This window comes from Mesorhizobium sp. CNPSo 4689 (genome assembly GCF_057784325.1).
In genome coordinates this window covers 1-23,119 of record NZ_JBWLUZ010000030.1, presented here as the reverse complement: position 1 = coordinate 23,119, position 23,119 = coordinate 1, and the positions used below count along the sequence as shown (strand labels likewise).

General features: G+C 61.4%; 22 protein-coding genes. 10 read left to right on the top strand and 12 right to left on the bottom strand.

The genetic code is table 11. The features are described from left to right. Positions 1-98: 98 nt before the first annotated feature. The gene (locus AC04SI_RS26575) at positions 99-1,898 is read right to left on the bottom strand and encodes a GtrA family protein (RefSeq protein WP_404282091.1); all 1,800 of its coding nucleotides are present in this window, start codon (positions 1,896-1,898) and stop codon (positions 99-101) included. Positions 1,899-2,028: 130 nt separating this feature from the next. Here AC04SI_RS26575 and AC04SI_RS26570 point away from each other — a divergent pair, with 130 nt between their 5' ends. The 3 genes from AC04SI_RS26570 to gshB all read left to right on the top strand — a co-directional run bounded on the left by AC04SI_RS26570 (position 2,029) and on the right by gshB (position 4,428). Further along, positions 2,029-3,039 carry a glycosyltransferase gene (locus AC04SI_RS26570; RefSeq protein ID WP_404282089.1) on the top strand — a complete coding sequence of 337 codons (1,011 nt, stop codon included), beginning with the start codon at positions 2,029-2,031 and terminating at the stop codon, positions 3,037-3,039. A 4-nt stretch (positions 3,040-3,043) separates the two neighbouring features. After that, positions 3,044-3,418 (top strand): GtrA family protein, encoded by a 375-nt coding sequence (locus tag AC04SI_RS26565; RefSeq protein ID WP_404282087.1) that lies wholly within the window; start codon positions 3,044-3,046, stop codon positions 3,416-3,418. Positions 3,419-3,486: 68 nt separating this feature from the next. After that, on the top strand, positions 3,487-4,428 hold the full coding sequence (gene gshB, locus AC04SI_RS26560; RefSeq protein WP_404282085.1) for a glutathione synthase: 942 nt from the start codon (positions 3,487-3,489) through the stop codon (positions 4,426-4,428). Between the two features lie 72 nt (positions 4,429-4,500). Here the strand turns inward: gshB and AC04SI_RS26555 are convergent, their stop codons facing one another. Next, positions 4,501-6,006, bottom strand: coding sequence for an Ig-like domain-containing protein (locus AC04SI_RS26555; protein ID WP_404282083.1), 1,506 nt, complete (start codon positions 6,004-6,006; stop codon positions 4,501-4,503). Positions 6,007-6,288: 282 nt separating this feature from the next. Between AC04SI_RS26555 and AC04SI_RS26550 the strand changes: the two genes are divergently transcribed. Further along, on the top strand, positions 6,289-6,930 hold the full coding sequence (locus AC04SI_RS26550; RefSeq protein WP_488475218.1) for a hypothetical protein: 642 nt from the start codon (positions 6,289-6,291) through the stop codon (positions 6,928-6,930). Positions 6,931-6,963: 33 nt separating this feature from the next. On the opposite strand, the gene AC04SI_RS26545 is transcribed toward AC04SI_RS26550, so the two are convergent. Beyond that, a complete protein-coding gene (locus AC04SI_RS26545; RefSeq protein ID WP_488475217.1) occupies positions 6,964-7,149 on the bottom strand; it encodes a hypothetical protein in 186 nt (61 codons plus the stop codon). On the opposite strand from AC04SI_RS26545, the gene AC04SI_RS26540 reads away from it, so the two are divergent. Then, positions 7,148-7,810, top strand: coding sequence for a DUF3800 domain-containing protein (locus AC04SI_RS26540; RefSeq protein WP_488475216.1), 663 nt, complete (start codon positions 7,148-7,150; stop codon positions 7,808-7,810). The two genes, AC04SI_RS26545 and AC04SI_RS26540, sit on opposite strands and share 2 nt — an antisense overlap. Before the next feature lie 228 nt (positions 7,811-8,038). Here AC04SI_RS26540 and AC04SI_RS26535 read toward each other — a convergent pair whose 3' ends face one another. Further along, positions 8,039-8,989 carry an IS1595 family transposase gene (locus AC04SI_RS26535; RefSeq protein WP_488475215.1) on the bottom strand — a complete coding sequence of 317 codons (951 nt, stop codon included), beginning with the start codon at positions 8,987-8,989 and terminating at the stop codon, positions 8,039-8,041. 155 nt (positions 8,990-9,144) lie between these two features. Between AC04SI_RS26535 and AC04SI_RS26530 the strand changes: the two genes are divergently transcribed. Next, positions 9,145-10,677, top strand: a complete 1,533-nt coding sequence (locus AC04SI_RS26530; RefSeq protein WP_488475214.1) for a YifB family Mg chelatase-like AAA ATPase — start codon at positions 9,145-9,147, stop codon at positions 10,675-10,677. A gap of 99 nt (positions 10,678-10,776) precedes the next feature. Here the strand turns inward: AC04SI_RS26530 and AC04SI_RS26525 are convergent, their stop codons facing one another. The 7 genes from AC04SI_RS26525 to AC04SI_RS26495 all read right to left on the bottom strand — a co-directional run bounded on the left by AC04SI_RS26525 (position 10,777) and on the right by AC04SI_RS26495 (position 18,365). Continuing rightward, positions 10,777-12,942 (bottom strand): malate synthase G, encoded by a 2,166-nt coding sequence (locus tag AC04SI_RS26525; protein WP_404282057.1) that lies wholly within the window; start codon positions 12,940-12,942, stop codon positions 10,777-10,779. A 287-nt stretch (positions 12,943-13,229) separates the two neighbouring features. Next, a complete protein-coding gene (locus AC04SI_RS26520) occupies positions 13,230-15,257 on the bottom strand; it encodes a hydantoinase/oxoprolinase N-terminal domain-containing protein (protein ID WP_404282056.1) in 2,028 nt (675 codons plus the stop codon). Between the two features lie 191 nt (positions 15,258-15,448). After that, positions 15,449-15,820 (bottom strand): endonuclease domain-containing protein, encoded by a 372-nt coding sequence (locus AC04SI_RS26515; protein ID WP_488475213.1) that lies wholly within the window; start codon positions 15,818-15,820, stop codon positions 15,449-15,451. Positions 15,821-16,006: 186 nt separating this feature from the next. Beyond that, entirely contained in the window at positions 16,007-16,378 is a 372-nt protein-coding gene (locus AC04SI_RS26510; RefSeq protein WP_404282052.1) for a hypothetical protein, read from the bottom strand. Positions 16,379-16,712: 334 nt separating this feature from the next. Next, positions 16,713-17,060, bottom strand: coding sequence for a hypothetical protein (locus AC04SI_RS26505; protein WP_404282050.1), 348 nt, complete (start codon positions 17,058-17,060; stop codon positions 16,713-16,715). A gap of 272 nt (positions 17,061-17,332) precedes the next feature. Beyond that, positions 17,333-17,842: a hypothetical protein gene (locus AC04SI_RS26500; RefSeq protein ID WP_404282049.1), complete on the bottom strand. Its 510-nt coding sequence runs from the start codon at positions 17,840-17,842 to the stop codon at positions 17,333-17,335. A 10-nt stretch (positions 17,843-17,852) separates the two neighbouring features. After that, the gene (locus AC04SI_RS26495) at positions 17,853-18,365 is read right to left on the bottom strand and encodes a hypothetical protein (RefSeq protein WP_404282047.1); all 513 of its coding nucleotides are present in this window, start codon (positions 18,363-18,365) and stop codon (positions 17,853-17,855) included. Between the two features lie 232 nt (positions 18,366-18,597). On the opposite strand from AC04SI_RS26495, the gene AC04SI_RS26490 reads away from it, so the two are divergent. The 4 genes from AC04SI_RS26490 (at position 18,598) to AC04SI_RS26475 (ending at position 21,269) form a co-directional block, all read left to right on the top strand. Next, positions 18,598-18,945: a DNA methyltransferase gene (locus tag AC04SI_RS26490; RefSeq protein ID WP_488475212.1), complete on the top strand. Its 348-nt coding sequence runs from the start codon at positions 18,598-18,600 to the stop codon at positions 18,943-18,945. After that, entirely contained in the window at positions 18,906-19,604 is a 699-nt protein-coding gene (locus tag AC04SI_RS26485; RefSeq protein WP_488475211.1) for a DNA-methyltransferase, read from the top strand. Before AC04SI_RS26490 ends, AC04SI_RS26485 begins: the two co-directional genes overlap by 40 nt. Further along, positions 19,561-20,259 carry a hypothetical protein gene (locus AC04SI_RS26480; RefSeq protein WP_488475210.1) on the top strand — a complete coding sequence of 233 codons (699 nt, stop codon included), beginning with the start codon at positions 19,561-19,563 and terminating at the stop codon, positions 20,257-20,259. The genes AC04SI_RS26485 and AC04SI_RS26480 overlap by 44 nt, the downstream gene beginning before the upstream one ends. A 338-nt stretch (positions 20,260-20,597) precedes the next feature. Continuing rightward, positions 20,598-21,269 carry a ParB N-terminal domain-containing protein gene (locus AC04SI_RS26475; protein WP_488475209.1) on the top strand — a complete coding sequence of 224 codons (672 nt, stop codon included), beginning with the start codon at positions 20,598-20,600 and terminating at the stop codon, positions 21,267-21,269. An 11-nt stretch (positions 21,270-21,280) separates the two neighbouring features. On the opposite strand, the gene lepA is transcribed toward AC04SI_RS26475, so the two are convergent. Then, positions 21,281-23,086, bottom strand: a complete 1,806-nt coding sequence (lepA, locus tag AC04SI_RS26470) for a translation elongation factor 4 (RefSeq protein ID WP_192179409.1) — start codon at positions 23,084-23,086, stop codon at positions 21,281-21,283. Positions 23,087-23,119 lie beyond the last annotated feature (33 nt).

Here is a 23,119-nt window from a genome sequence, read left to right as displayed (position 1 = left end):
AAACCGTTTAGGAAACGTATCGCGAAATCGATTTTTTCGCCGGCTGAAAAAAGGCCGCCGATCGTATGAATTGTCCGACTTTTCAGGGGCGGATGCCTTCAGGCGCCTTGCCGGACACGATAGAGTTCGATCGGGGCTCCCTTGGTCTCCGCCACAAGCTCGAGCCAATCCGGCACGCTGCCGTGCATCAGCCCGGCGAGAAAGCCTTGCGGCGCCTTCTCAGTCAGGAGCTCGCTTTCCGCGCTGCCGCGGCAAAGCGCGACCAGGCCGACGCGATGATCCGCCACGATCTTGCGCGCTTCGTCGGCAGACCCCAGGAAGGCATCGAGCGCCAAGAGGTTGCCGGCGATGTTGCGATGATAGGGCCCGGCGAACACGCGATGTCCCGAATAGGCCAGGATCGGCGCGCCGAGATTGGAGATCGCCAGCACAGTGGTATCAGGCATGTGACCGAGCGGCGCAAAGGTCGCCATGCGGTAGCACAGCTTGTCGGTCTCGCTGTCGGCGGCCACAGTGTTCTTGGATTCGAGCGCCACCGAGGTTGCCGCCGCGGCACCGGTCCAGACGGCGTTCACCGACACCAGCCAGGCTGCGGCCATGCGCAGCACAACGCCGCGTGAAGGGCTGACCTCGGCACGCTGGCGCCATTTGGCGATCCAGGCCGAGAGCGGGATGACGGCGAAGCCGATCGAGAATGTCGAGCCACGCACCTGCCAGGCGCTGACGACGAAAGCAACGACGAGCAGCGCGGCCACGAGGCTTTCCTGCCGCCGCCAGTTGCCGCGGCTAAAGCTGATCGCCATCAGCACGATGGCCACCAGCGGCGTGGCGTAGCGGGCCGCGACGCGGGCCGGCGCGTGGGCGAGAAGCGTGAACAGCGACTGGGCCTCGTCGATGTGATCGAGCCACAATTCCTTGAGGCGCGGATCGAGATTGGCATAGGGAGCTGCCAGGCATTGCGGGAACAGCGACACCACGACCGCGGCTATGACTGCAGCAAGCAGGGCAAGCGACACGAGACGCCGCTGCCAGCTACGACCGGCGGCATCGATCGAGGCGATGACTGCCAGGCCGGTTCCGGCAAGTGCCGCCACGACAAACTGCACGGTCGAGAAGGCATCGCATTGCGCCTGGCCCCATGCCGAGAAAGGGATGGTGGCAATGAAGACCAAGGCCGAGACACCGGCAAAACCGAGGCCGAAATCCCGGGCGATCCGGCTCTCGCCCGACCTGTCGACGGCAAACAGCAAAGCGACCGAGACACCGATGGTGGCGACATAGGGGACAGTTTCCATGCCGACGGCGAGCGTCAGCGCGGCGCAAAGTCCGGAGAAAAGCGCTGCGGTCCGCCGCACCGGCGCCTCCAGCAGCAGGCAGAGGCTTGCCATGGTCAGCATCAGCTGGACGTTGTGATGATCGAGCGCCCCCGTCGAATAGATGCCGATGAAATGATACGCCGCGGCGCCGACGACGACGGACGGCAAAACAGCACTCTCGCCGGCGACATTGCGTGCCGCGCGAGTGGTGAAGAACACGGTCAGAAAGAACAGCAGCGACGGCCAGGCAATCTGCGCGACATCTTCGGCAAGAGCGGTGCTGCCGGTCAAAGCCTGCACGACAAGGATTATGGCGGCGATCGGCGTGTCGACCAGCCGCGACCAATGCATGACGAAGCCGCCTTCCAGTCCCATCCGGTACTGGTGCAGGTCGAACCAGCCCTGGCCGCTCAGCAGGTCGCGGACCTCGACCAGACGCAGCAGATTGTCATTGTCGCCGCCGGCATCGGTCAATTCGCGAAAGCCGGTGCCGACATTGACGGCCAGCGCCACCAGCATGGCAAGCAGCGCCAGCATCAAATCGGACTTCCAGGAGGAAGCGCCGGCCTTGCCTGAGCTCATCGTTATGACCTTTGTCGGAAGGAATGCGGCTTAAACCTAGCCTTAACGGCTTCAATAAATAGTAAAGCCGCCTGAGCGAGGCCGGCGTTTTGCGCGCGGCCAGGGCCTCAGATGGCATCCGGAGACGAAAATGCCGCATGAAGTCCGCCACGAGCCCGATATTGCCGTGCTCCTGCCTTGCTACAATGAGGAGCCGACGATCGCCGAGGTGGTGCGGCGGTTTCGCGAGGCGCTGCCTTCGGCCGCGATCTATGTCTACGACAACAATTCGCGCGATCTGACGGCGCTGCGAGCCCGCGCGGCCGGCGCCACCGTCATCCGCGAGCCGCGCCAGGGCAAGGGCAATGTCGTGCGGCGCATGTTCGCCGACATCGAGGCCGACATCTATCTGATGGCCGACGGCGACGGCACCTACGCGCCGGAGGACGCGCCGCAGCTGATCAACACGCTTTTGACCGAGCGCTGCGACATGGTGGTGGGCACCAGGCGCGGCGTCACCGACGATGCCGGCCGCTCCGGCCATGCCTTCGGCAACCGCATCTTCAACAGCCTGTACAAGCGGTTGTTCGGTTCGGATTTCACCGACATCTTCTCCGGCTACCGCGTCTTCACCCGGCGTTTCGTCAAGAGCTTCCCCGCTGTTTCCGGCGGCTTCGAGATCGAGACCGAAATGTCGGTGCATGCCTCGCAGCTCAAGCTGCCGGTCAGCGAGATCGCGCTTGATTATGGCCGCCGGCCGGAGGGCTCGTCGTCGAAACTGTCGACGTATCGCGACGGCGCCAGGATCCTGTGGATGTTCGCCATGCTGATGAAGGAGACGCAGCCACTGCGCTTCTTCGGCGCCTTTGCCATGTTCTTCCTGGGGTCGAGCCTGTTTCTGATGACGCCGGTGCTGATCGAATTCGCGCAAACCGGCCTCGTGCCGCGCATGCCGACCTGGGTGCTGTCCGTCGGACTGCTGCTTCTGTCGATGCTTTCGGTTGTGACCGGGCTGATCCTCGATTCGGTATCGCGCGGCCGCGCCGAACAAAAGCGCATCTTCTATCTGTCGATGCCGTCCGGCCGCGTCGAACGGCGTGAACGGGCCGCTGGGCAGACTGCCCTGAAACCCTCACCGGGCAAGACTCCCCGGGCGGCGTAGAACCGTGAGCCGTCTCTACCGCTTCATTCTTGCCGGCGGCGTCGGTTTCGTCGCCGACGCGGCGGCATTGTGGCTGCTGCTGGCCGTTACGCCGCTTGGCCCGCTTGTCGCCCGCGTTCTTTCGATCGGCTTTGCGCTGACCGTCACCTGGCAGTTCAACCGCCATCTGACCTTCTCGCCGTCGAGCCGTGGCATCGCAACGGAGGGCGCTCGCTATGGCGGCGTCGGCATCGCCACCAGCATCATCAACTATGTCGTTTATTGCGTGATCCTGTTTGCCCTGCCGGCGATGCCGCCGCTTGCGGCGCTCGCGATCGCCTCGCTGGTCGCCATGGCGCTTTCCTTCCTCGGCTATTCCCGCCTGGTCTTCGACCGATAGGCTCTGGCTGATTGGCAGAAGCCGCTGAGTTCCTTATATCGGCGACAGGATCGCGCCGGAGACCCAAGATGCCCTTGAAAATCGCCGTCCAGATGGACCATGTTTCGACGGTGTCGATCGCCGGCGACACGTCGTTTGCGCTATCGCTGGAGGCGCAGCGGCGCGGCCACCAGCTGTTCCACTACACGCCCGACCGGCTGTCGATGCGCGACGGCAAGGTGTTTGCCCGCATCGAGAAAATGCAGGTCCGCGACGAGAAGGGCAACCACTATTCACTGGGCGAGAAGGTGCGCACCGACCTGTCGGAGATGGACGTCATCCTGCTCCGCCAGGATCCGCCCTTCGACATGAACTACATCACAACCACGCACATTCTCGAGCGCGTCCACCCCGGGACGTTGGTCGTCAACGACCCGGCCTGGGTGCGCAACAGCCCGGAAAAGATCTTCGTCACCGAATTCCCGGACCTGATGCCGGAAACGCTGATCACCAAGGATCCTCTGGAGGTCGCCGCCTTCCGCAAGGAGTTCGGCGACATCATCGTCAAGCCGCTCTACGGCAATGGCGGCGCCGGCATCTTCCATCTGCACGAGGCCGACCGTAACCTCGCCTCGCTGCTCGAAATGTTCGGCCAGATGTTCCGCGAGCCCTATATCGTGCAGCGCTATCTGAAGGACGTGCGCAAGGGCGACAAGCGCATCATCCTGATCGACGGCGAACCGGTGGGCGCCATCAACCGGGTGCCGGCCGAGCACGATTCGCGTTCCAACATGCATGTCGGCGGCCGCGCCGAGAAGACCGAGCTAACCGAGCGCGAGCGCGAGATCTGCGCTCGCATCGGCCCGTCGCTGAAGGAACGCGGCTTCATCCTCGTCGGCATCGACGTCATCGGCGACTACATGACCGAGATCAACGTGACCTCGCCGACCGGCGTGCGCGAGGTGCAGCGCTTCGGTGGCGCGGATATTGCTGGCCTGTTCTGGGATTGCGTCGAGGACAAGAGGCGATAGTTCCACGCAACTGCGCCCCAGCGATCCTCTAACTCCTTGCTTTTACGCAATTCCTGACGGAAATCCGTTGCTCTAGACCACGAAGAAGTCGTCCGGGGTGAGCGAGATGCCTGGGCGCACGGTGGCGAACTGGACGGCCGCCGCTCCGCCCACCCCGTCCACATCGAACAGCAGAGCGCCTGTCGCGTCGTCGTAAAGGATGTGGTCGCTGTCATCGGTGGCTTTGTTGCCGAGCGCGAAGACCGCGGCGAAAAGCGGGCCGGCAGACAGCCCGTCGAATACGGAACTGTCCAGCTGGAACATATCGTCGAGCGCATTGAAGTCGTCGATACTGTCGTGGTTCGCCGGCCCAAGCGCGTCGAACACGAAGACATCCCTGCCCGCGTCGCCGGCCAGCCGGTCGCGGCCGGCACCGCCATTGAGGATGTCGTCGCCAGCGCCGCCTCGCAGGTCGTCGGTGCCGGCACCGCCGTCGAGGGCATCGTCGCCCGTGTCGCCGCGGATGCCGTCCGCACCGGCACCGCCGCTCATCTCGTCATTGCCGGCACCCCCCTTCAGCCAATCGCTGCCCGCACCGCCGATGATCGTGTCGGTGCCTTCGCCGCCGAACAGCTGGTCGTGGCCGGCGCCGCCGTCGAGCGCATCATTGAACGGAGTGCCGCTGACGCGGTCGCCACCGCCCAGTGCAGCGACGAGCACGGCATGATCGTGGCTTGCATAGCTCCCGATGTTCGTGGCGTCGGTCAGTGTGATGGATTCGGCCGGGGGTGTGACCGTGATCGTAATCGTCGCCACATTGCTGTTGCCCTGGCCATCGGTGGCGTAAACCGTAAAGCTGTCGGTGCCGACGAAGCCGGCCTCGGGCGTGTATTCGAACAGATTGTCGCTCAGAAAGCCCGCATGATAATGCAGGCTGGTGCCGACGTGACCTTGGTGAAACGGATAGTAATTGCCGTCGAAACTCGTGCTCGACTCAAGGGTGCCGTGGTCGGGCCCGTCCAGGACGGCAAAGTTCAGGAGATCGTAGTCGGCATCCGCCGCGCTGAACTTGATGTCGTCGAGAAATTGCCCCTGCGAAACCGACACATTCAGATTGGCCACCGTGGGCGCATGATTGACGAAGGTGTCGGGCTGAATCGCGCCGCCTTCCAGGATGATCTGATGCTGGCCGTACTGTGTGTTTTCGCCGCCGAAATATTCGTTCGCACCGATCCATGTCACCGTGATGGTGTCGGGGCCGTCGGCGTTGATCGAGACGATCCGGGCCGACAGGTAGGCCGCCTGGTCGGACAGGGTGCGGATGAAATTGCCTTCGTTGTCGAAGACCTGCGTTTCCACCGTCGTCCAGATCTCGGTCCTGCCCTCGTGGGTGAAGCTGGTGATGGTGAAGAAACCGTCGAAGACATCGATTGAAGCCAGGTCGATCCCACCAAATGGGAAATCCGCCTTCGCCCCTATCGGTCCGATCACGTCGCCGTCGGTTTCCGTGATGCTGAAAAGCACCGCGTCAGGGCTCGGATTGGGATTTTCGGGTTCTTCCCATACGGTGAGCTCACTGCCATTGCTTAAGGTCGGCATCCTGTCGTCCTCGCTTTTGCGCCTGGCGCGCTGCGGATGTCCCCCGACTTCCAACCATAACATCGTATGCGAGTCGGATCGGTGACAAACCCAACCGCCTTTCCATGTTGGTTAATTCTGTCTCGGGCGGAGGCAGTCCGATGGCGTTCTGCGCGCTGCGGTGACATTTCGTCGGAAGACGACAACGACTGTATGTTCCTGTAATGTTCTTGATTAACCCAGGGGGATTGTATATTTGACAGACCCATTGGCGAATCTGGGGAGCGCTGATATGAATCGCGCATGGGGGATACGCTTCAGTTCATCAAGGATAACTGGGCTGTGATTTCGCAGACACCATGGGTGTTTGTGGGTCTGATTGTCCTATTTGGCGGTGGCGGCCTGCTTTTTGGTCGCTTCTGGCAAAACGGTGTGGTCACAAACCTTGAAAGCCGTTTGGCACTTCGCGACGATCGCATTGCCGAATATGAGCGCAAACTCGACGGTGCAACGCCAGATGAGGCCCACCAAAGGATTGCCAAGCTTGAACGACGGGTCGATGAACTCACTCACGATCCGAGATTGTTCAGTCTGGATCAGCTTACCAGAATGGAAACGGCCCTCAGAAATCGCACGCCCGGCAAGATACAAATCTCCAGAGATATGGACAGCATCGAAACCGCCAAGGTCCAAGCCCAATTGACCAAATTCTTCAAACAGCAGCGCTGGACGGTAGATACTGGAACGGCTTGGGGGGTTACCAACCCGCCGGCAAGTGGCTTGGTTCTATTTTCCAGAACGGTCGATTCACAACCATCTACCGACGAACTGTCCGTAATAGCCGCATTGGAAGCTGGCGGCGTGGCCTACGAGTTGCGCCGTGCTGCTCTCGGCCCGAAGACGCCGCCGCTCCAATTGAACTTCAGCAGTGTGGAGGATGGCTAGACCCTAGATTTCCGCCACCCAGCCTTGCGGGCGCTAGCGTTTCTTCGGTCTTACCACAGCGCCTTTGCCGGCGCGCTCAACCGCTTCGTCATGTGGTGCATGCTTGGCATGCGCGATCTTTTTCAACATCGCGTCGAAGTGCTCTTCGGACTGGTCTGTTTTCAGTTCGCGCGCGGCTTGCTTGAACTTTTCGATCTGTGCTGCTTCTTTGTTTGGCATGAGTCGAATCTTTCTGTTCGCTGATGAAGCTGGCTGTTTCAATTTCTCGAAGGGGCAAAATATCAGCCGCTATTATATCGTCTGCACGGCCATCCTACCTGATTGCAACATAGGCATCAAACTTCAGGAGTTGAGGCGTGATCTAGCTTGGCAAGGTGCGCCGCTAGGCGACTACTTTCACGCCACGACCGATCGGCAGGAGGTGCGCAACGCCGTCTTTGATGTCCTGGCGAAGGAGAAGTTCACCATCCAAGCCACCATCATGGAAAAGTCCAAAGCCATGCCCAAGGTGAGGGTTACAGAAGATCGATTTTACAAGATCGGTTGGCATTTCCATTTTCAGAATTCGTCCGATGCCTATCTTAAGGCGGCTAACGAAATCATGATCACCGTTGCCTCTATCGGAACCAAGAAAAAGCGCATCGCGTTCGAGGACTCTGTAAGAGACGTAGTGAAGCAGAAAATCCGGAGCGATAGCTGGCGTGTTGCATTCTGGCCTGCCAACACAGATCCATGTTTGCAGATAGCCGATTACTGCACTTGGGCCATTCAACGGAAATGGGAATCGGACGGCAAGGACACTCGGTCCTACGAACTCATTAGTGACAAAATCACCTACGAATTCGACCTATGGAAGCACGGTAAGACGCACTACTATTGAGCAAGAAAATTGCGGCCGCACTCCCAACTACCTTGTTTAGAGGAGCGCCCCGGGGCGCTTGTCATTGGGTGCCAACCGCATGTCCAATATGATTCAGTTCGTCAACCGAATCAAGGTGGTGTCACTTGATTGTTCATTCCGGCGCCGAAATGATCCTTTTACCGCCGCCTTTTTCGTTTTTCGTACTTCCATAGCGGTAGCTTTAACTGCACTGGCTTCCGATAATGTTCATACTTCGCTGAAACTAGGCCCCCGATAGGTGAGGCGCTTGCCTTTGGAACCCTTCAAGGCGATCAGCGAGCGAACGTTATCCTCAATGCCCATGGCCGAACGGTTCGAATAGCGGAAATCGAACTCGGCCAGATAGCGGTGCAGATGGTGTTCCGCGCAATGCTGATAGACGCCCTTCATGCCGCGCTTGAAAATCGAATAGAAGCCTTCAACCGTGTTGGTGTGGACGACGCCGCGACCATATTCGCCGTCACCATGATTGACGGTGCCGTGCGCCGCGAACTCGGGGCCAATGTTCTGATAAACGCGGGCCTCGTCCGACAGGAAGACGCTTTCCTTGTGAATGTTGGCGTTCACGATGGGCAGGACGCGGGCAACCGTGGCGGTGTCGATATGGAACGAGCGGGCAATGCCGCCGCGCTCGACAAGCGTAAGGACCATGTTCTTGTGCTGCGCACCCTGAGTGACCGGAACGCCAGCCAGACGGCCAATGTAAGTTTCGTCCACTTCCACGAACTTGCCAGCGCCGCCCACGGGCGTGAAGTCATCCGAACGCATGGCTTCGCGAATGCGATGGCACAGGAACCAAGCGGTCTTGTAGGTGACTTCCAAGACGCGGTGCATCTGGTGGGCACTGATACCCTTCTTTGACGAGCACATGAGGTGGATAGCCTGCAACCACTTGTGCAGCGGCAGATGGCTTTCCTCAAAGATCGTGCCCATGCGGACCGTGAACTTCTTGCGGCAGTCAGAGCACTTGTAGAGGCCGATGATTTCGACGCCGTTCGGGTTCTTCTTGGAAGCCTTCGTGCGACCGCCCTTCAAGGCGTAGTGATTTTCCATGGAACCGCAATGACGGCAAACCGGACCCTGCGGCCACAACATGCCCTCGACATGCTCAAATGCGGCGGCTTCGTCGTGGAAGTAGGGGCGGGACAGAACGGACATAGCGATAACTCCTTGGATTCGTTATCGCATATCGCGTTGGGTCTGTCAAATATATAATCGCCTTAACCCAGAAATCTGTGCTTGTCTTGCCTGGTCTCGCTCACGGCCTGATTGCACCGGCTTCGAGCGAGCCAGGTCCGGGGGCGTTGAAAAAGATGGTGGCGCGGGTTCGCACGGTTGCTTTCCAGGGCATCGAGGCCGTGCCGGTCGATGTCCAGGTGATGATCGCGCCGGGCAAGGTCAACATGCATATTGTTGGCCTGGCCGATAAGGCGGTGGCTGAAAGCCGCGAACGGGTGCAGGCGGCACTCCATGCCTCCGGCCTGTCAATGCCGTCGAAGAAGGTGACGGTCAATCTGGCGCCGGCCGACCTGCCCAAGGAAGGCAGCCATTACGACCTCCCCATCGCACTCGGCCTGATGGCCGCACTTGGCGCCATTCCGGGCGACATGCTGGCCGGCTATGTGGTGCTCGGCGAATTGTCGCTCGACGGCACCATCGCCGCTGTGGCCGGCGCGCTGCCGGCGGCGATCGGCGCCAATGCCGAAGGCAAGGGCCTGATCTGCCCGTTCGCCTGCGGGCCGGAAGCGGCCTGGGCCGGCAAGGATTTCGACATATTGGCACCGCGCAGCCTGATTGCGATCGCCAATCATCTTCGCGGCACGCAAGTGCTGTCGCGGCCGGAAGCCGGCATCCACGCCTCGGCGCGCGACCTGCCCGACCTCGCCGACATCAAGGGCCAGGAGAGCGCCAAGCGGGCGCTGGAGGTGGCGGCGGCCGGCGGGCACAATCTCTTGATGGTCGGACCGCCAGGTTCGGGCAAATCGATGCTGGCGCAAAGGCTGCCGTCGATCCTGCCGCCGCTGGCGCCCAAGGAATTGCTCGAAGTCTCGATGATCGCCTCGGTGGCCGGCGAGCTCGGCGAAGGCAAGCTGACCGACCGGCGGCCGTTCCGCGCCCCGCACCATTCGGCCTCGATGGCGGCGATGGTGGGCGGCGGCCTGAGGGCGCGGCCCGGTGAGGTGTCGCTTGCCCATCACGGCGTGCTGTTCCTCGACGAGTTTCCCGAATTCACGCCGCAGACTCTCGACGCGCTGCGCCAGCCGCTGGAGACCGGCGACTGCATGATCGCGCGCGCCAACCACCGCGTTACCTATCCGGCGCGCATCCAGCTGGTCGCGGCGATGAACCCGTGCCGCTGCGGCATGGCCGGCGAGCCCGGCTATCGCTGCCTGCGCGGCGAGCGCTGCCGCACCGACTACCAGGCGCGGATATCAGGCCCGCTGCTCGACCGCATCGATCTCCGCATCGAGGTGCCGGCGGTTTCGGCCGGCGATTTGATCCGGCCCGACAAGGCGGAGAAGAGTGCGGCTGTGGCACTGCGCGTGGCGCGCGCCCGCACCATCCAGCGCGAGCGCTTCGAGCGGCTACGCGTCACCAGCGCCACCACGAACGCGCATTGCTCGCCATCGATCATCGAGGAGATCGCCGTGCCGGATGCTGCCGGCCTGACGCTACTCAAGGACGCCAGCGAAAAACTCGGCTTTTCCGCGCGCGCCTACCACCGCGTGCTGAAAGTGGCGCGGACACTGGCCGACCTCGACGCCAGCGAGACGGTCGGCCGCATCCATCTGGCCGAGGCGATTTCCTACCGCATGATGTCGGAGCGGATGGCGCAAGCGGCGTAAGGCGGCTCAGCGAAACTGCGCGGCGGCCTGAACTGATCGAACAGCTGCTGCCTGAACAGCGGACGGCGGATCGATCGGCCCGCCGCCTTTGTTTTGCTCTCAGCCCCGCGCCTTCAGCTCCAGCCGCCGCGCGTGCAGCACCGGCTCGGTGTAGCCGTTGGGCTGGACACTGCCCTTGAAGACCAGGTCGCAGGCGGCCTGGAAGGCGATGGAGTTGTCGAAGTCGGGCGCCATCGGCTGGTAGAGCGGATCGCCGACATTCTGCCGGTCGACGATGGCCGCCATGCGCTGCAGGGCATCCATGACCTGGATCTTCGAGCAGACATCGTGGCGCAGCCAGTTGGCCATGTGCTGCGAGGAGATGCGCAGCGTGGCGCGATCCTCCATCAGTCCGACGTCGTTGATATCTGGCACTTTCGAGCAGCCGACGCCCTGGTCGACCCAGCGCACGACATAACCCAGAATGCCCTGCGCGTTGTTGTCGAGCTCGCGCTGGATCTCGTCCGGCGTCCAGTTCGGACGCACCGCCACCGGCACCGATAATATGTCGTCGAGCTTCGCCTTGGGTCGGCTCTTCAGCTCCGCCTGGACGGCGTGCACGTCGACCTTGTGGTAGTGGGTGGCGTGCAGCGTCGCCGCCGCCGGCGACGGCACCCAGGCGGTGTTGGCGCCGGCCTTCGGGTGGGCGATCTTCTCGACCAGCATCGCCGCCATCAGGTCCGGCATCGCCCACATGCCCTTGCCGATCTGGGCGTGGCCGGCCAGGCCGCATTCCAGCCCGGTGTCGACGTTCCAGGCCTCATAGGCGGAGATCCAGGCGGCCTGTTTCATGTCGCCCTTGCGGATCATCGGGCCGGCTTCCATCGAAGTGTGGATCTCGTCGCCGGTGCGGTCGAGGAAGCCGGTGTTGATGAACACCACGCGCTCTTTTGCCGTGCGGATCGCCTCCTTGAGGTTGACGGTGGTGCGCCGCTCCTCGTCCATGATGCCCATCTTGATGGTGTTCCTGGCCATGCCGAGCAACGCTTCGACGCGATCGAAAATCTCGACGGCGAAGGCGACCTCCTCCGGCCCGTGCATCTTGGGCTTCACGACATACATCGAGCCGGCGCGGGAATTCATCCGCCGTCCGTTCGGCCCGACATCGTGCAGCGCAATCAGCGCCGTCAGCGCCGCGTCCATGATGCCCTCCGGCGCCTCGTTGCCGTCGCGGTCGAGAATTGCCGGATTGGTCATCAGGTGGCCGACATTGCGCACCAGCATCAGCGAACGGCCGGGCAGCGCAAGCTGGCCACCATTCGGCGATGTGTAGCCGCGATCCGGATTGAGCTTGCGGACAAAACTCTTGCCGCCCTTGCTGATCTCTTCGGCGAGGTCGCCCTTCATCAGGCCGAGCCAGTTGCGGTAGACGACGACCTTGTCCTCCGCATCCACCGCCGCGACCGAATCCTCGCAATCCTGGATGGTGGTCAGCGCCGATTCCAGGATGATGTCGGCGATCCCCGCCGGGTCGGTGCGGCCGATCTGGTTGGCGCGGTCGATGGCGATCTCGATGTGCAGGCCATTCTTGACCAGCAGCACGGCCTCGGGGGTGGCGGCATCGCCGCGATAGCCGGCAAACTGTTTCGGATCGGCCAGCGTGGTGCCGCCGGCGCCGGCGCTGAGCTTCAGCGCGCCATTCGCCACCGACAGGCCGTTGACCCCGGCCCATTTGCCGGAGGTGAGTGGCACCGACTGGTCGAGGAAGTCCTTGGCCCAGGCAACCACCTTGGCGCCGCGCACGGGGTTGAACCCCTTGCCTTTTTCCGCGCCGCCCGTTTCGGGGACGGCATCGGTGCCGTAGAGCGCATCATAGAGCGACCCCCAGCGCGCATTGGCGGCGTTGAGCGCATAGCGCGCATTCATCACCGGCACGACCAGCTGCGGCCCGGCGACCACCGCGATCTCCGGATCGACATTGTCGGTGGAGACGCTGAAGGCGGGTCCCTCAGGGACGAGATAGCCGATCTCCTTCAGGAAAGTCTTATAGGCTTCCATATCGAGCGGCGCGCCATTGTCGCGGCACCAGCCATCGAGTTGCTCCTGCATGGCGTCGCGCTTTGCCAGCAGCGCCCGGTTCTTCGGTGCGAGATCATGGACGATGGCGGAAAAGCCGTTCCAGAACGCATCGGCGGCGACGCCGGTGCCGGGCAGCGCTTCGTCGACGACGAAGTCATGCAGCTCGCGGGCAATCCGCAATCCGGCGATCTCAACGCGATCGGTCATCAGGGCGTCTCCAGATGAAAGGCTAGGCCGGCTGTCGGCCAGCTTGGGGGCTTTGGCATGTCGGGGGTCAAGGGTCAATTCGGCTTAAGATGAAGGGGAACATTTAGGCAAGTTGGCGAAGCCGGCGGTGAGAGCGTCCTTCTCCCCGTTTACGGGGAGAAGATGGCGGCAGCCAGATGAGGGGCGGCGCGGCGTTACGTGGACTGGCGATACAGTGAAACTGCGTCGGCTAGCGCTGCCCCTCATCCGCCCTTCGGGCACCTTCTCCCCGTGAACGGGGAGAAGGGCTACACCGCAATCCTTGGCCGTCCCGACGCCACCGCCACAACATGCGCTTCGATGAACATGCGCTGGCTTTCGACGGTGGAGACGCTGAATTCGGTGGCGACTTCGATTTCGGCGCTGTCGGTGCCGGCGTCTTTCGCCCGTTTGGCGGCGATGGACCGCACATCGGCCTCGGCCGCCGCCACGGCGGAAGCCTCGTCGGTGAAGTCGCGCACGGTTTCACCCGATGCGAGGCGGAACAGGCCTTCCACCGGCTGGCTGACGCGCGCCTCGGCCGAGACGCGGACCTGGCCGACGACGGCGCCGAGCGCGTTGGCGACGTCGGTATCGTCGGGCACCACGCAGCCATTGCCAACCAGCGGCGGCAGGCCGGCATAATGCAGCGGCGCCGAGGCGCCGAGGCCGATGACCGGCCGGTCGAGCGCGACGCTGAGGCGGGCGATGCCGGGATGGGAATCGACGGCGCGCTGCACCAGCGCATGCGCCACGGTGGCGGCGCCATCCAGCCCATCCTCGGCAAAGGCGGTTTCAAGAATGTATTCGGCCGACCAGCGGGTCAGCGTCACCAGCACGCGCTCGGAAATCGCCTCCGGCGTGGCGGCGATTGCCTGTCCCCTGCCGTCGCGCTTGCGGGCGAACAGCTCGGCACCGAGACGGGCCGGGGCGGCGTTCCAATTGGCCTGTTTGCCCAGCACATGGGCGGCATCCGACGGGGTGAAGCCCGAAATATGCACCAGCCCACGTGACACCAGCCGGTTCAGCGTGGCGTTCTGGGCGTTCGAGGTGAGCAGTCTGTCGAGCGGCAGCGGGGTGGCGCCAATCAGTTCGTAGAGCTTGGCCTCGGCGCCGGTCAGTCCCGCCGCCAGCCGCTCGGGCACACCGGTGCGCACCGCGAAGCGGCCATCCATGCGGCCGGGGTTGGACGCGCGCAGCTGGCGTTCCAGTTCGACGGTCACCGCCTCGCCATGCACCATGCCGGCCAGCGCCAATGGCACCAGGCGGCGCGGCCCGAGCAGGATCTTTGGGTTGAGCGCGCCGTCCTCCAGCGCCACTTCGGAATCGCCGCCGAGGCCGAAGGTGCGCATCGCCACCGCCTCGACCATGGTGCGGAAGCCGCCGACGGTGGCGCCTTCCGGATCGAGCCTGGGGCGGCCGCCATCGAGCACGGCGACGTCGGTGGTGGTGCCGCCAATGTCGGAGACGACCGCGTCGTCGAGCCCGGTCATGTGGCGGGCGCCGACAAGGCTGGCGGCCGGGCCGGACAGAATGGTCTCGATCGGCCGCTGGCGGGCGAACGCCGCCGAGACCAGCGCGCCATCGCCGCGCACCACCATCAAAGGTGCCGCGATCTTGCGCGCCTCCAAAAAGCCTTCGGTCGCCGCCACCAGCCGGTCGATCATCGAGATCAGCCTTGCGTTGAGCAGCGTCGTCAGCGCCCGGCGCGGGCCGCCGAGTTTTGCCGACAGCTCGTGGCTGGCGGTGACCGGCAGGCCGGTCTTCTCGCGGATCAGCTCGCGGGCCGCGATCTCATGCGCCGGGTTGCGGGTGGCAAAGTAGGCGCAGACGGCAAAGCCCGACACCGAGCCGCCGAGCTCGGGGAGGGCCGCTTCCAACCCGGACAAATCGAGCTTGGCGGCATTGCCATGGACATCGTGGCCGCCGGGGCAGAACACCACGGGGTCGGTGCCCAAAGCCGTCTTCAGCCCGTCGCGGGCAAGATCGGTCTCGGAGAAGCCGATCATGACCAGCGCCACGCGGCCGCCCTGCCCCTCGACCAGCGCATTGGTGGCCAATGTCGTCGACATCGACACCAGTTTTATCGCCGCAGGATTGGTGCCGGCCTTCTGCAGTACCGCGTCGACCGCGCCGGAAATGCCAACCGCGAGGTCATGCCGCGTCGTCAGCGCCTTGGCCTTGGCCAGCACCTTGCCGCGCGGGCTGCCGCTTTCCGACCACAGCACGGCATCGGTGTAGGTGCCGCCGGTATCGATGCCGAGGAACAGAGGGAGGGGTTTTGGCTTGGCGGTCATTTCTGGTGGCGGTCCGGGCAGCGAGGGTTCTTGCTGCGAAGCCCTTAGCCGATACGGCCCGGCCGATAAAGCGGCGAGCGCTGGGCCAAGCAAGCGTAATCTCCCCCCTCGTGGGGGAGATGGCCGGCAGGCCAGAGGGGGGCGCTGTCCCGCCGACCTTGCGGTGACTGCAGCCCAGCCAGCCGATTCACTCAAGACCCTCCACCGAGCCCAGCCGCAATCACAATATGCTGACAGACATTGTCGATGTCGCGGATGACATCGTCGTTCCAGAAGCGCAGGACGGTCCAGCCATCCTGTCCCAAGCGCATTGTCCTCACTTCGTCGCTGGCGACGGCATCGGCCTCCGTATGCTGGGAGCCGTCAACTTCGACGACGAGTTTCTTCTCCGGGCAAGCGAAGTCGACAATGTACCCGGCGATCGGAACTTGCCTCCGGAAGCCAAGCCCCATCAGCCGATGCGCGCGAAGCTCATTCCAGAGCTTCAATTCGGCTGATGTCATGACCTTGCGCATCGACCTGGCGTTTGCGCGGTGTCTTGGAGACAATGGCGTGTGAGGCATTGTCAATGCTCGGTGGCTGTTGAGGTTGGCACTCTACGGCGCCCCCCTCTGTCCTGCCGGACATCTCCCCCACGAGGGGGGAGATCGGCAGTCTCGGCCGCAGCGCTGTCTACTCCACAAACTCCACCCTCTTATGCGAATTATTGGCCTGCCCGGCCATCTCCCCTCAAGGCGGAGATTGGCGCCCTACTCCACCAGGTCGATTTCCTCGGTCTCGCCGCCGCTGCAGGTGTAGCAGCAGTCTTCGCACTTTTCCTTGTTGTTGGGGCCGACGCCCCAATAGGTCGCCTCGTCGCCGTCGACCCAGGCGCCGTAGCAGATCGATTCGCCCTCCTCGCAGGAGATCGGCAGTTGCTTGGTCTCGCCGTCGTCGAGATAGAAATCCTTGCCATCGCCCGGCCAGACATAGTCGCGGTCCTGGCTGTAGAGCTCGAGGCGCATGGCGTTGGGATGGCTGTTCTTGATCTCGAAGGTGACGTCGCCGGCATGGGCGGCGGGCGCGAACAGGGCCGCGAGCGAGAGCGCGACGACGATGCGGCGCGGAAAGGCGAAACACATAAAACCCCCTGGAATGAGAATCGGCCCCCACGGCCGAGGGGTGAATCATCGCATGCGATGTGGGGGCGAGGAAGCGAGGATTGGGGTAATCCAATCCTGATTTGGCTACTGCGACGATCGAGTTTGGCGAAGGCCGCGATGACGGCCAATCTCCCCCCTTGTGGGGGAGATGTCCGGCAGGACAGAGGGGGGCGCGAAGGATCGCCACGTCTGAGTTCAACCAGCCGAAAATCGCCGCAGGACGCAGCCGTATTGATTGACAGGTTGGCGGGACAGCGCCCCCCTCTGCCCTGCCGGGCATCTCCCCCACAAGGGGGGAGATTGGCAGCTTACGCTACGGCACCAGGTCAATCGTCTCCGTCGTCTTCTCCACGCAGATGAAGCAGCAATTGTCGCAGAGCTGGTCGTTGTCGGGGCCGACGCCGGCGGAGATGTTGTCCTGGCCGTTGACCCAGGCGCCGTAGCAGATGTTTTCGCCCGAATTGCAGGAGATCGGCACCGATTTCTGCGAGCCCGGCTGGATCAGGAACACGCTGTCGCCGCCCGGCCAGACCGTCTCGCGGTCGCGGCTGAACAGCTCGACCGCCACCGCTTGGCTACGCAGGTTCTTGACGAAGAAGGCCATCTCGGCGGCATGCGCCGGGGTGGCGAGGAGCAGGGCAAGAAGGGTGAGGCGAATCATGATGGTGGGTTCCGGGGAGGGAGACGCAAGCTCGCACGATCGGCGGGTAATCGCCACAGGCGGGACGGTTCTTCCCTTCCCCCCTTGTGGGGGAAGGTGGATCGGCGCGCAGCGCCGAGACGGATGAGGGGTGTTGGAAGAAATGAGGCGTTGGCGGGCTGTCATCGTGCATCGGCTGCACAAAGATTTACGCCAAGCCGGAACACGCCTCATCCGACCGAGCTTCGCTCGGCCACCTTCTCCCACAAGGGGAGAAGGGAGAGCGCACCACCCTACCGCGTCACCGCCACATGCGGCGCGAACCGCCGGATCGCGTCGATCATGTCCTCGCCACGGACATCGAGCGAGGAGACCTCCATGTGCACGATGGTCTTGCCGAAAGGCAGGATCCGGCTCAGCGCATTGGCCGGCGCGTATTTGATTGCGTCGGGCGGCTCCTCGGTGAGCTCGAAATTAAGCATCGCCGAGCCCTTGCCGGAGGTGAGGCGCACGCTGCGCACCTTGTGCCACGGCACCAGCACGTCGCCGGCGCGGCGGTCGCGGAAACCTTGACTGTCCAGCACGACCTTGACCGAAGTGTCGAAGGCGCCGCGCGCGATTGATGCGCCGAGCGCCAGGCAAGCCGCCGCCATCAGCGCGATGACCAGCACGTGCCCGCCATCGGCGCCCGACGCCAGTCCCTGCAGCGCGCCGACGCCGAACATCGCGCCGATGATGAACGGCCCGATCGCCGGAAAGATTTTGCCGGTGACGCTGTTGCGGAGTTCGAGCGGCGTGGACATTTTTTCCCGCTCACCGTTCGGGCTTCATCAGCGTCCAGATCCAGCCGATGAAGGTCAGCACCAGGAACGGATAGCCGGCGGCGGGCAAAGGCGCGGAGGTGGGCAGCAGCGGCGCGCCCCAGAGGATCATGCTTGCCGACACGACAAACAGAATGGCGGCAATGAGGCCGGTGAGCCGCATCCACAGGGCAAAGGTGTTTGGCGCGCTGATCAGGATAAGGGCTGCCGCCCAGAGCGAGATGCCGCCGACATAGGAGGGAACGCTGGCCTCGAGCCCCGCCGCATTGCCTGACAGCAGCAGGCTCTCGCCGGCGACGAAGGCGAGGAACCCGGCCGCAACGCAATCATTGCCCAGCCGCTGGTACTTCATCGTCAGCAGCGCGGTCGCCACCACGAGTGCCACGCCGTCGATGGTCCAGAGCGTTTCGCGGAGTGCGTCGCTCGAAACGAAGGTGCCGGCCAGGCCGAAAGCGCCGCCGATGGCGAGGCCAATCGCGGCGACGGTGTCCAGAATGGTGCGCATGTGACGTCTCTCCAAGCCGGGGAAAGGATACGCCAAGGTGGGGACCCAATCAAAGGCGAGTGTCCGCTCGGGACTACGCTCGTATATCTGAGCCTTTTGGGCCGACAGCAAGCAAACGATAGCCGACGTTCATTGGCCCAGTTAATAAACAAGATTGATCGCAACAGCGGAAGTGGCCACATGATATGCTTTGTGTCAATTTGCCGACACTGATTCGTCGCTGGAAGGACAAATGAACCAAAGAATTTTTGCTTTTAGCGACGCGCAACGGCTGTCATCGGTAGTTCATGGCGACGCGCTGGCGGAATTGGATAACCTGGACGACAATTCGTTTCAGTTAGTGGTTACTTCTCCACCATACAATATAGGTAAAGAGTATGAGAGGGATAAGCGCCGAAGCCTTGAAGAATACCTTGAGTGGCTTAAGCCAATTGTTAATAAACTTTGCAAAAAAATCAGGGATGACGGTAGTATTTGTTGGCAAGTTGGCAATTATGTAAACAACTCACAAGTTTATCCGCTAGATCTTTTTTCTACAAGATGTTCGTTGATCAGGGTTTTAAATTACGAAATCGCATAATCTGGCATTTCAATTTTGGTCTTCATGCGACGCAACGTTTCTCCGGGCGTTATGAGACGCTCCTATGGTTCTCCAAATCCGATCAATACAAATTTCACCTTGACCCGGTCAGAGTTCCTCAGCTGTACCCAGGTAAACGGCACGGGAGCAAGCGCCCAGACAAGGCTGATCAACCGAGCGGCAATCCGCTTGGCAAAAATCCCTCAGATTTTTGGGAATTTTCGCCCCAAGAAGCGTTCCTGCAAAATCCGGTTTGGAATATCCCGAACGTCAAGGCAAAGCACCCTGAAAAAACCGTTCATCCTTGCCAATTCCCAAGCGAACTCGCGGAACGCTGCGTGCTGGCACTGACGGATCATGGAGATAAGGTACTGGATCCGTTCGTTGGCGCTGGAACGAGCGTAATCGCCGCGATCAAGCACGGCCGTGTGGGGGTCGGTATTGAGCAGAGCGAACAATACGTTCAGATCGCTCAAGATCGTATCGTGAAATACGAGTCCGGCAGTCTCGAGTTGCGACCGGCAGGCAAAGCCGTGAGACAGCCAAAAAGGGGCGAGAAGGTAGCGACACCCCCCAAAGAATGGTTGGGTCGCACGACTTCTCCGGGAGGGGCAGATGAAGAAGGCAAAGCCAAAGGCAAAACCAAAGCTAACACCTGAAGAACTGAAAGCGAACAAGACCAAGTCGGACCATCGGAAGCTGGTCCGCAGTGTCTTTAGCAAAAGCAGTTTCGCCCGGGTGCCGGACCTCTCCGACAAGGAGTTTATATATGAAGGCCAAAAAACTGACTTCGACGACGTGTACGTTTTGGAGAACATACTCGTCTGCCTAGAGTACACGACTGCGACGAACATCTCCGCACATCTCAAGCCGAAGAAGATCGTTTACGACAAAATCGACGCTTCTCATGAAAAATTTGCTGCCTTCTACTCCGACTTGAGTGCCGATCTGAGTGATAAACTGCTTTCTGACTACGATGCCTCTGAGGTTAAAGTTGTAATCGTGTACTGCTCGCTCAATGAGCCCGACCCTCAACTGAAGCAAAATGTCCCCAATCCCATCTACCTTGACTACCCTGACCTGAGGTATTTTAAGAACCTGTCTGATTGCATTAGGAAATCGGCGGCCCCTGAACTTCTTGACTTTCTTGGATTGAACGAGGAGGACATAGGACAGGACGGAAAGGTCGGCGGAGGGAAAAAGACAGAGAGTTACCCTGGTTCCCTTTTGCCTGAGTCTAGCTCTAACTTCAGCAAAGGTTATAAAGTCGTCTCATTTTACGCTGCCCCTCGTGTATTGCTACGTTGCGCATAAGTGCTCAGGAACGGTGGCTGGCGCGGTTCGTACAATCTCTACCAGAGGATGATTTCTAAGTCCAAGATTGACTCGACAAGAAGGTATTTAAAGACTCACAAAAGGGTTTTTGTTAATAACGTAATCGTCACTCTTCCTCCTGACTGCCATATTACTGATGCCAAGGGTAAGACTGCTGATCACACTATCATAAACAAAACCGAACCTGTGATTATCCAGATCCCCGATCGAATTAACTCAGTCGGAATTATAGACGGTCAACACCGGACATACGCCTACCATGAAGCGGTTGCGGATGATCCAGAAATTGCCAAGCTACGGAACAAGCAAACCTTCTGGTGACTGGAATTATCTATCCGGAAACCGCTGATGCTGATGAAAGAGAAAAATTCGAGGCCAAGCTCTTTCTTGAGATTAACTCGACGCAAACAAGCGCTAAGTCCAGCCTTAGACAGGCTATTGCGGCTATCCTGGAACCCTTTTCGGCAGAGTCTATTGCAACTAGGGTGTTGGAGTCCCTTGATCAAAGTGGGGGACCGCTTTCTTCGCAAATTGAGCGGTACTTCTTTGACAAGGACAAACTAAAAACAACTTCGATCGTAAGCTATGCACTCAAATCACTCGTCAAGACCGGTGGCACGGATTCGATTTTCTCTTTGTGGAAGCAACCAAAAAAAGGTAATATGGTTGCCGACAATGACTATGAGACGCTTAACGCATATGTAACTTTCTGCACTTCGCAAATAGATATATTTCTTGCTGCGGCGAAAGCCTCTGTCCAAAAGGACAGGTGGACGACAGATAAGTCGATAGACGGCCGAATGCTAAACACGACTACAATAAATAGCCTTCTGATTTGTCTACGACTTCTTATTGAAAACGGAAAGACAGGTGATTTTGACTACTATAAAGCCCGCCTGACTGACCTTGGTAAGTTCCCATTTAAACAATACCATTCGAGTCAATACAAACAGCTCGCTCTGAAGCTTTATGAGAAGCACTTTAAATAGGTGCACCGCTCTCAATCCCCCATCTTCAAGGCCTGGATAAAAGCCTCCTGCGGGATATCCACCTTGCCGAACTGGCGCATCCGCTTCTTGCCCTCTTTCTGCTTGTCGAGCAGCTTGCGCTTGCGCGAGACGTCGCCGCCGTAGCACTTGGCGGTGACATCCTTGCGCAGCGCCGAGATGGTCTCGCGGGCGATGACCTTGCCGCCGATCGCGGCCTGGATCGGGATCTTGAACAGATGGTGCGGGATCAGCTCCTTCAGCTTCTCGCACATCTGGCGGCCGCGCTTTTCCGCCGCCGTGCGGTGGACCAGCATCGACAGCGCGTCGACCGGCTCCTCGTTGACCAGGATCGACATCTTCACCAGGTCGCCTTCCTTGTAGTCGGTCAGATGATAGTCGAAGGAGGCGTAGCCCTTGGAGATCGATTTTAGGCGATCATAAAAATCGAAGACCACTTCGTTGAGCGGCAGATCATAGGTCAGCATGGCGCGCTTGCCGACATAGGACAGGTCGGCCTGGATGCCGCGCCTGTCCTGGCAGAGCTTTAGAATGCCGCCGAGATAGTCGTCGGGCGTCAAAATGGTGGCGCGTATCCACGGCTCCTCGATGGCCGAGATTTTCACCACATCGGGCATGTCGGCCGGATTGTGCAGTTCCTTGACCGTGCCGTCATTGAGAGCCAGGCGGTAGACGACGCTGGGCGCGGTGGCGATGAGGTCGAGGTTGAACTCGCGCTCCAGCCGCTCCTGGATGATTTCGAGATGCAGCAGGCCAAGGAAGCCGCAGCGATAGCCGAAGCCGAGCGCGGCACTGGTTTCCATTTCATAGGAGAAGGAGGCGTCGTTGAGGCGCAGCTTGCCGACCGCGGCGCGCAGATCCTCGAAATCGGCGGCGTCGACCGGGAACAGGCCGCAGAACACCACCGGCTGCGCCGGCTTGAAGCCGGGCAGGGCCTGCGCGGTGGCGCGCCTGTCCTCGGTGATGGTGTCGCCGACGCGGGTGTCGGCCACTTCCTTGATCGAGCCGGTGAAGAAGCCGAACTCGCCGGGGCCGAGCTCGTCGACATTGATGCGGGCAGGGGTGAAGACGCCGGTGCGCTCGACCAGATATTTGGCGCCGGTGCCCATCATGCGGATGGTCTGGCCCTTCTTCAGCACGCCGTCGATGATGCGCACCAGCACGATGACGCCGAGATAGGCGTCGTACCAGCTGTCGACCAGCATCGCCTTCAAGGGGGCGGCGACATCGCCCTCGCGCGGCGGCGGCAATTGGTGGACGATCGCTTCCAGCACATCGGGAATGCCCAAGCCCGTCTTGGCCGAGATCAGCACGGCGTTGGAGGCGTCGATGCCGATCACTTCCTCGACCTGCTCGCGGATGCGCTCGGGCTCGGCGGCCGGCAGGTCGACCTTGTTCAGCACCACGACGATCTCGTGGTTGTTGTCGATGGCCTGGTAGACATTGGCCAGCGTCTGCGCCTCGACGCCCTGGCTGGCGTCGACGACCAGCAGCGAGCCCTCGCAGGCGGCCAGCGACCGCGACACTTCATAGGCGAAGTCGACATGGCCGGGCGTGTCGATCAGGTTGAGGATATAGTCCTCGCCATTGTTGGCGCGGTATTTCAGCCGCACCGTCTGCGCCTTGATGGTGATGCCGCGCTCGCGCTCGATGTCCATCGAGTCCAGCACCTGCTCCTTCATGTCGCGCAGCTCCAGCCCGCCGGTGGACTGGATCAGCCGGTCGGCAAGCGTGGATTTGCCATGGTCGATATGGGCGACGATGGAGAAATTGCGGATGTGGTCGAGCGGGGTGGTCATGCGGCGGCCTTTAGCAGGGGCGGGTTGCAGGGG

Excerpts from the sequence above, each read along its gene's own strand:
- AC04SI_RS26575 (WP_404282091.1), bottom strand. The coding sequence starts at position 1,898 with ATGAGCTCAGGCAAGGCCGGCGCTTCCTCCTGGAAGTCCGATTTGATG.
- AC04SI_RS26570 (WP_404282089.1), top strand. The coding sequence starts at position 2,029 with ATGCCGCATGAAGTCCGCCACGAGCCCGATATTGCCGTGCTCCTGCCT.
- gshB (WP_404282085.1), top strand. The coding sequence starts at position 3,487 with ATGCCCTTGAAAATCGCCGTCCAGATGGACCATGTTTCGACGGTGTCG.
- AC04SI_RS26555 (WP_404282083.1), bottom strand. The coding sequence starts at position 6,006 with ATGCCGACCTTAAGCAATGGCAGTGAGCTCACCGTATGGGAAGAACCC.
- AC04SI_RS26550 (WP_488475218.1), top strand. The coding sequence starts at position 6,289 with ATGGGGGATACGCTTCAGTTCATCAAGGATAACTGGGCTGTGATTTCG.
- AC04SI_RS26540 (WP_488475216.1), top strand. The coding sequence starts at position 7,148 with ATGAGTCGAATCTTTCTGTTCGCTGATGAAGCTGGCTGTTTCAATTTC.
- AC04SI_RS26545 (WP_488475217.1), bottom strand. The coding sequence starts at position 7,149 with ATGCCAAACAAAGAAGCAGCACAGATCGAAAAGTTCAAGCAAGCCGCG.
- AC04SI_RS26535 (WP_488475215.1), bottom strand. The coding sequence starts at position 8,989 with ATGTCCGTTCTGTCCCGCCCCTACTTCCACGACGAAGCCGCCGCATTT.
- AC04SI_RS26530 (WP_488475214.1), top strand. The coding sequence starts at position 9,145 with ATGGTGGCGCGGGTTCGCACGGTTGCTTTCCAGGGCATCGAGGCCGTG.
- AC04SI_RS26525 (WP_404282057.1), bottom strand. The coding sequence starts at position 12,942 with ATGACCGATCGCGTTGAGATCGCCGGATTGCGGATTGCCCGCGAGCTG.
- AC04SI_RS26520 (WP_404282056.1), bottom strand. The coding sequence starts at position 15,257 with ATGACCGCCAAGCCAAAACCCCTCCCTCTGTTCCTCGGCATCGATACC.
- AC04SI_RS26515 (WP_488475213.1), bottom strand. The coding sequence starts at position 15,820 with ATGCCTCACACGCCATTGTCTCCAAGACACCGCGCAAACGCCAGGTCG.
- AC04SI_RS26510 (WP_404282052.1), bottom strand. The coding sequence starts at position 16,378 with ATGTGTTTCGCCTTTCCGCGCCGCATCGTCGTCGCGCTCTCGCTCGCG.
- AC04SI_RS26505 (WP_404282050.1), bottom strand. The coding sequence starts at position 17,060 with ATGATTCGCCTCACCCTTCTTGCCCTGCTCCTCGCCACCCCGGCGCAT.
- AC04SI_RS26500 (WP_404282049.1), bottom strand. The coding sequence starts at position 17,842 with ATGTCCACGCCGCTCGAACTCCGCAACAGCGTCACCGGCAAAATCTTT.
- AC04SI_RS26495 (WP_404282047.1), bottom strand. The coding sequence starts at position 18,365 with ATGCGCACCATTCTGGACACCGTCGCCGCGATTGGCCTCGCCATCGGC.
- AC04SI_RS26490 (WP_488475212.1), top strand. The coding sequence starts at position 18,598 with ATGAACCAAAGAATTTTTGCTTTTAGCGACGCGCAACGGCTGTCATCG.
- AC04SI_RS26485 (WP_488475211.1), top strand. The coding sequence starts at position 18,906 with ATGTTCGTTGATCAGGGTTTTAAATTACGAAATCGCATAATCTGGCAT.
- AC04SI_RS26480 (WP_488475210.1), top strand. The coding sequence starts at position 19,561 with ATGAAGAAGGCAAAGCCAAAGGCAAAACCAAAGCTAACACCTGAAGAA.
- lepA (WP_192179409.1), bottom strand. The coding sequence starts at position 23,086 with ATGACCACCCCGCTCGACCACATCCGCAATTTCTCCATCGTCGCCCAT.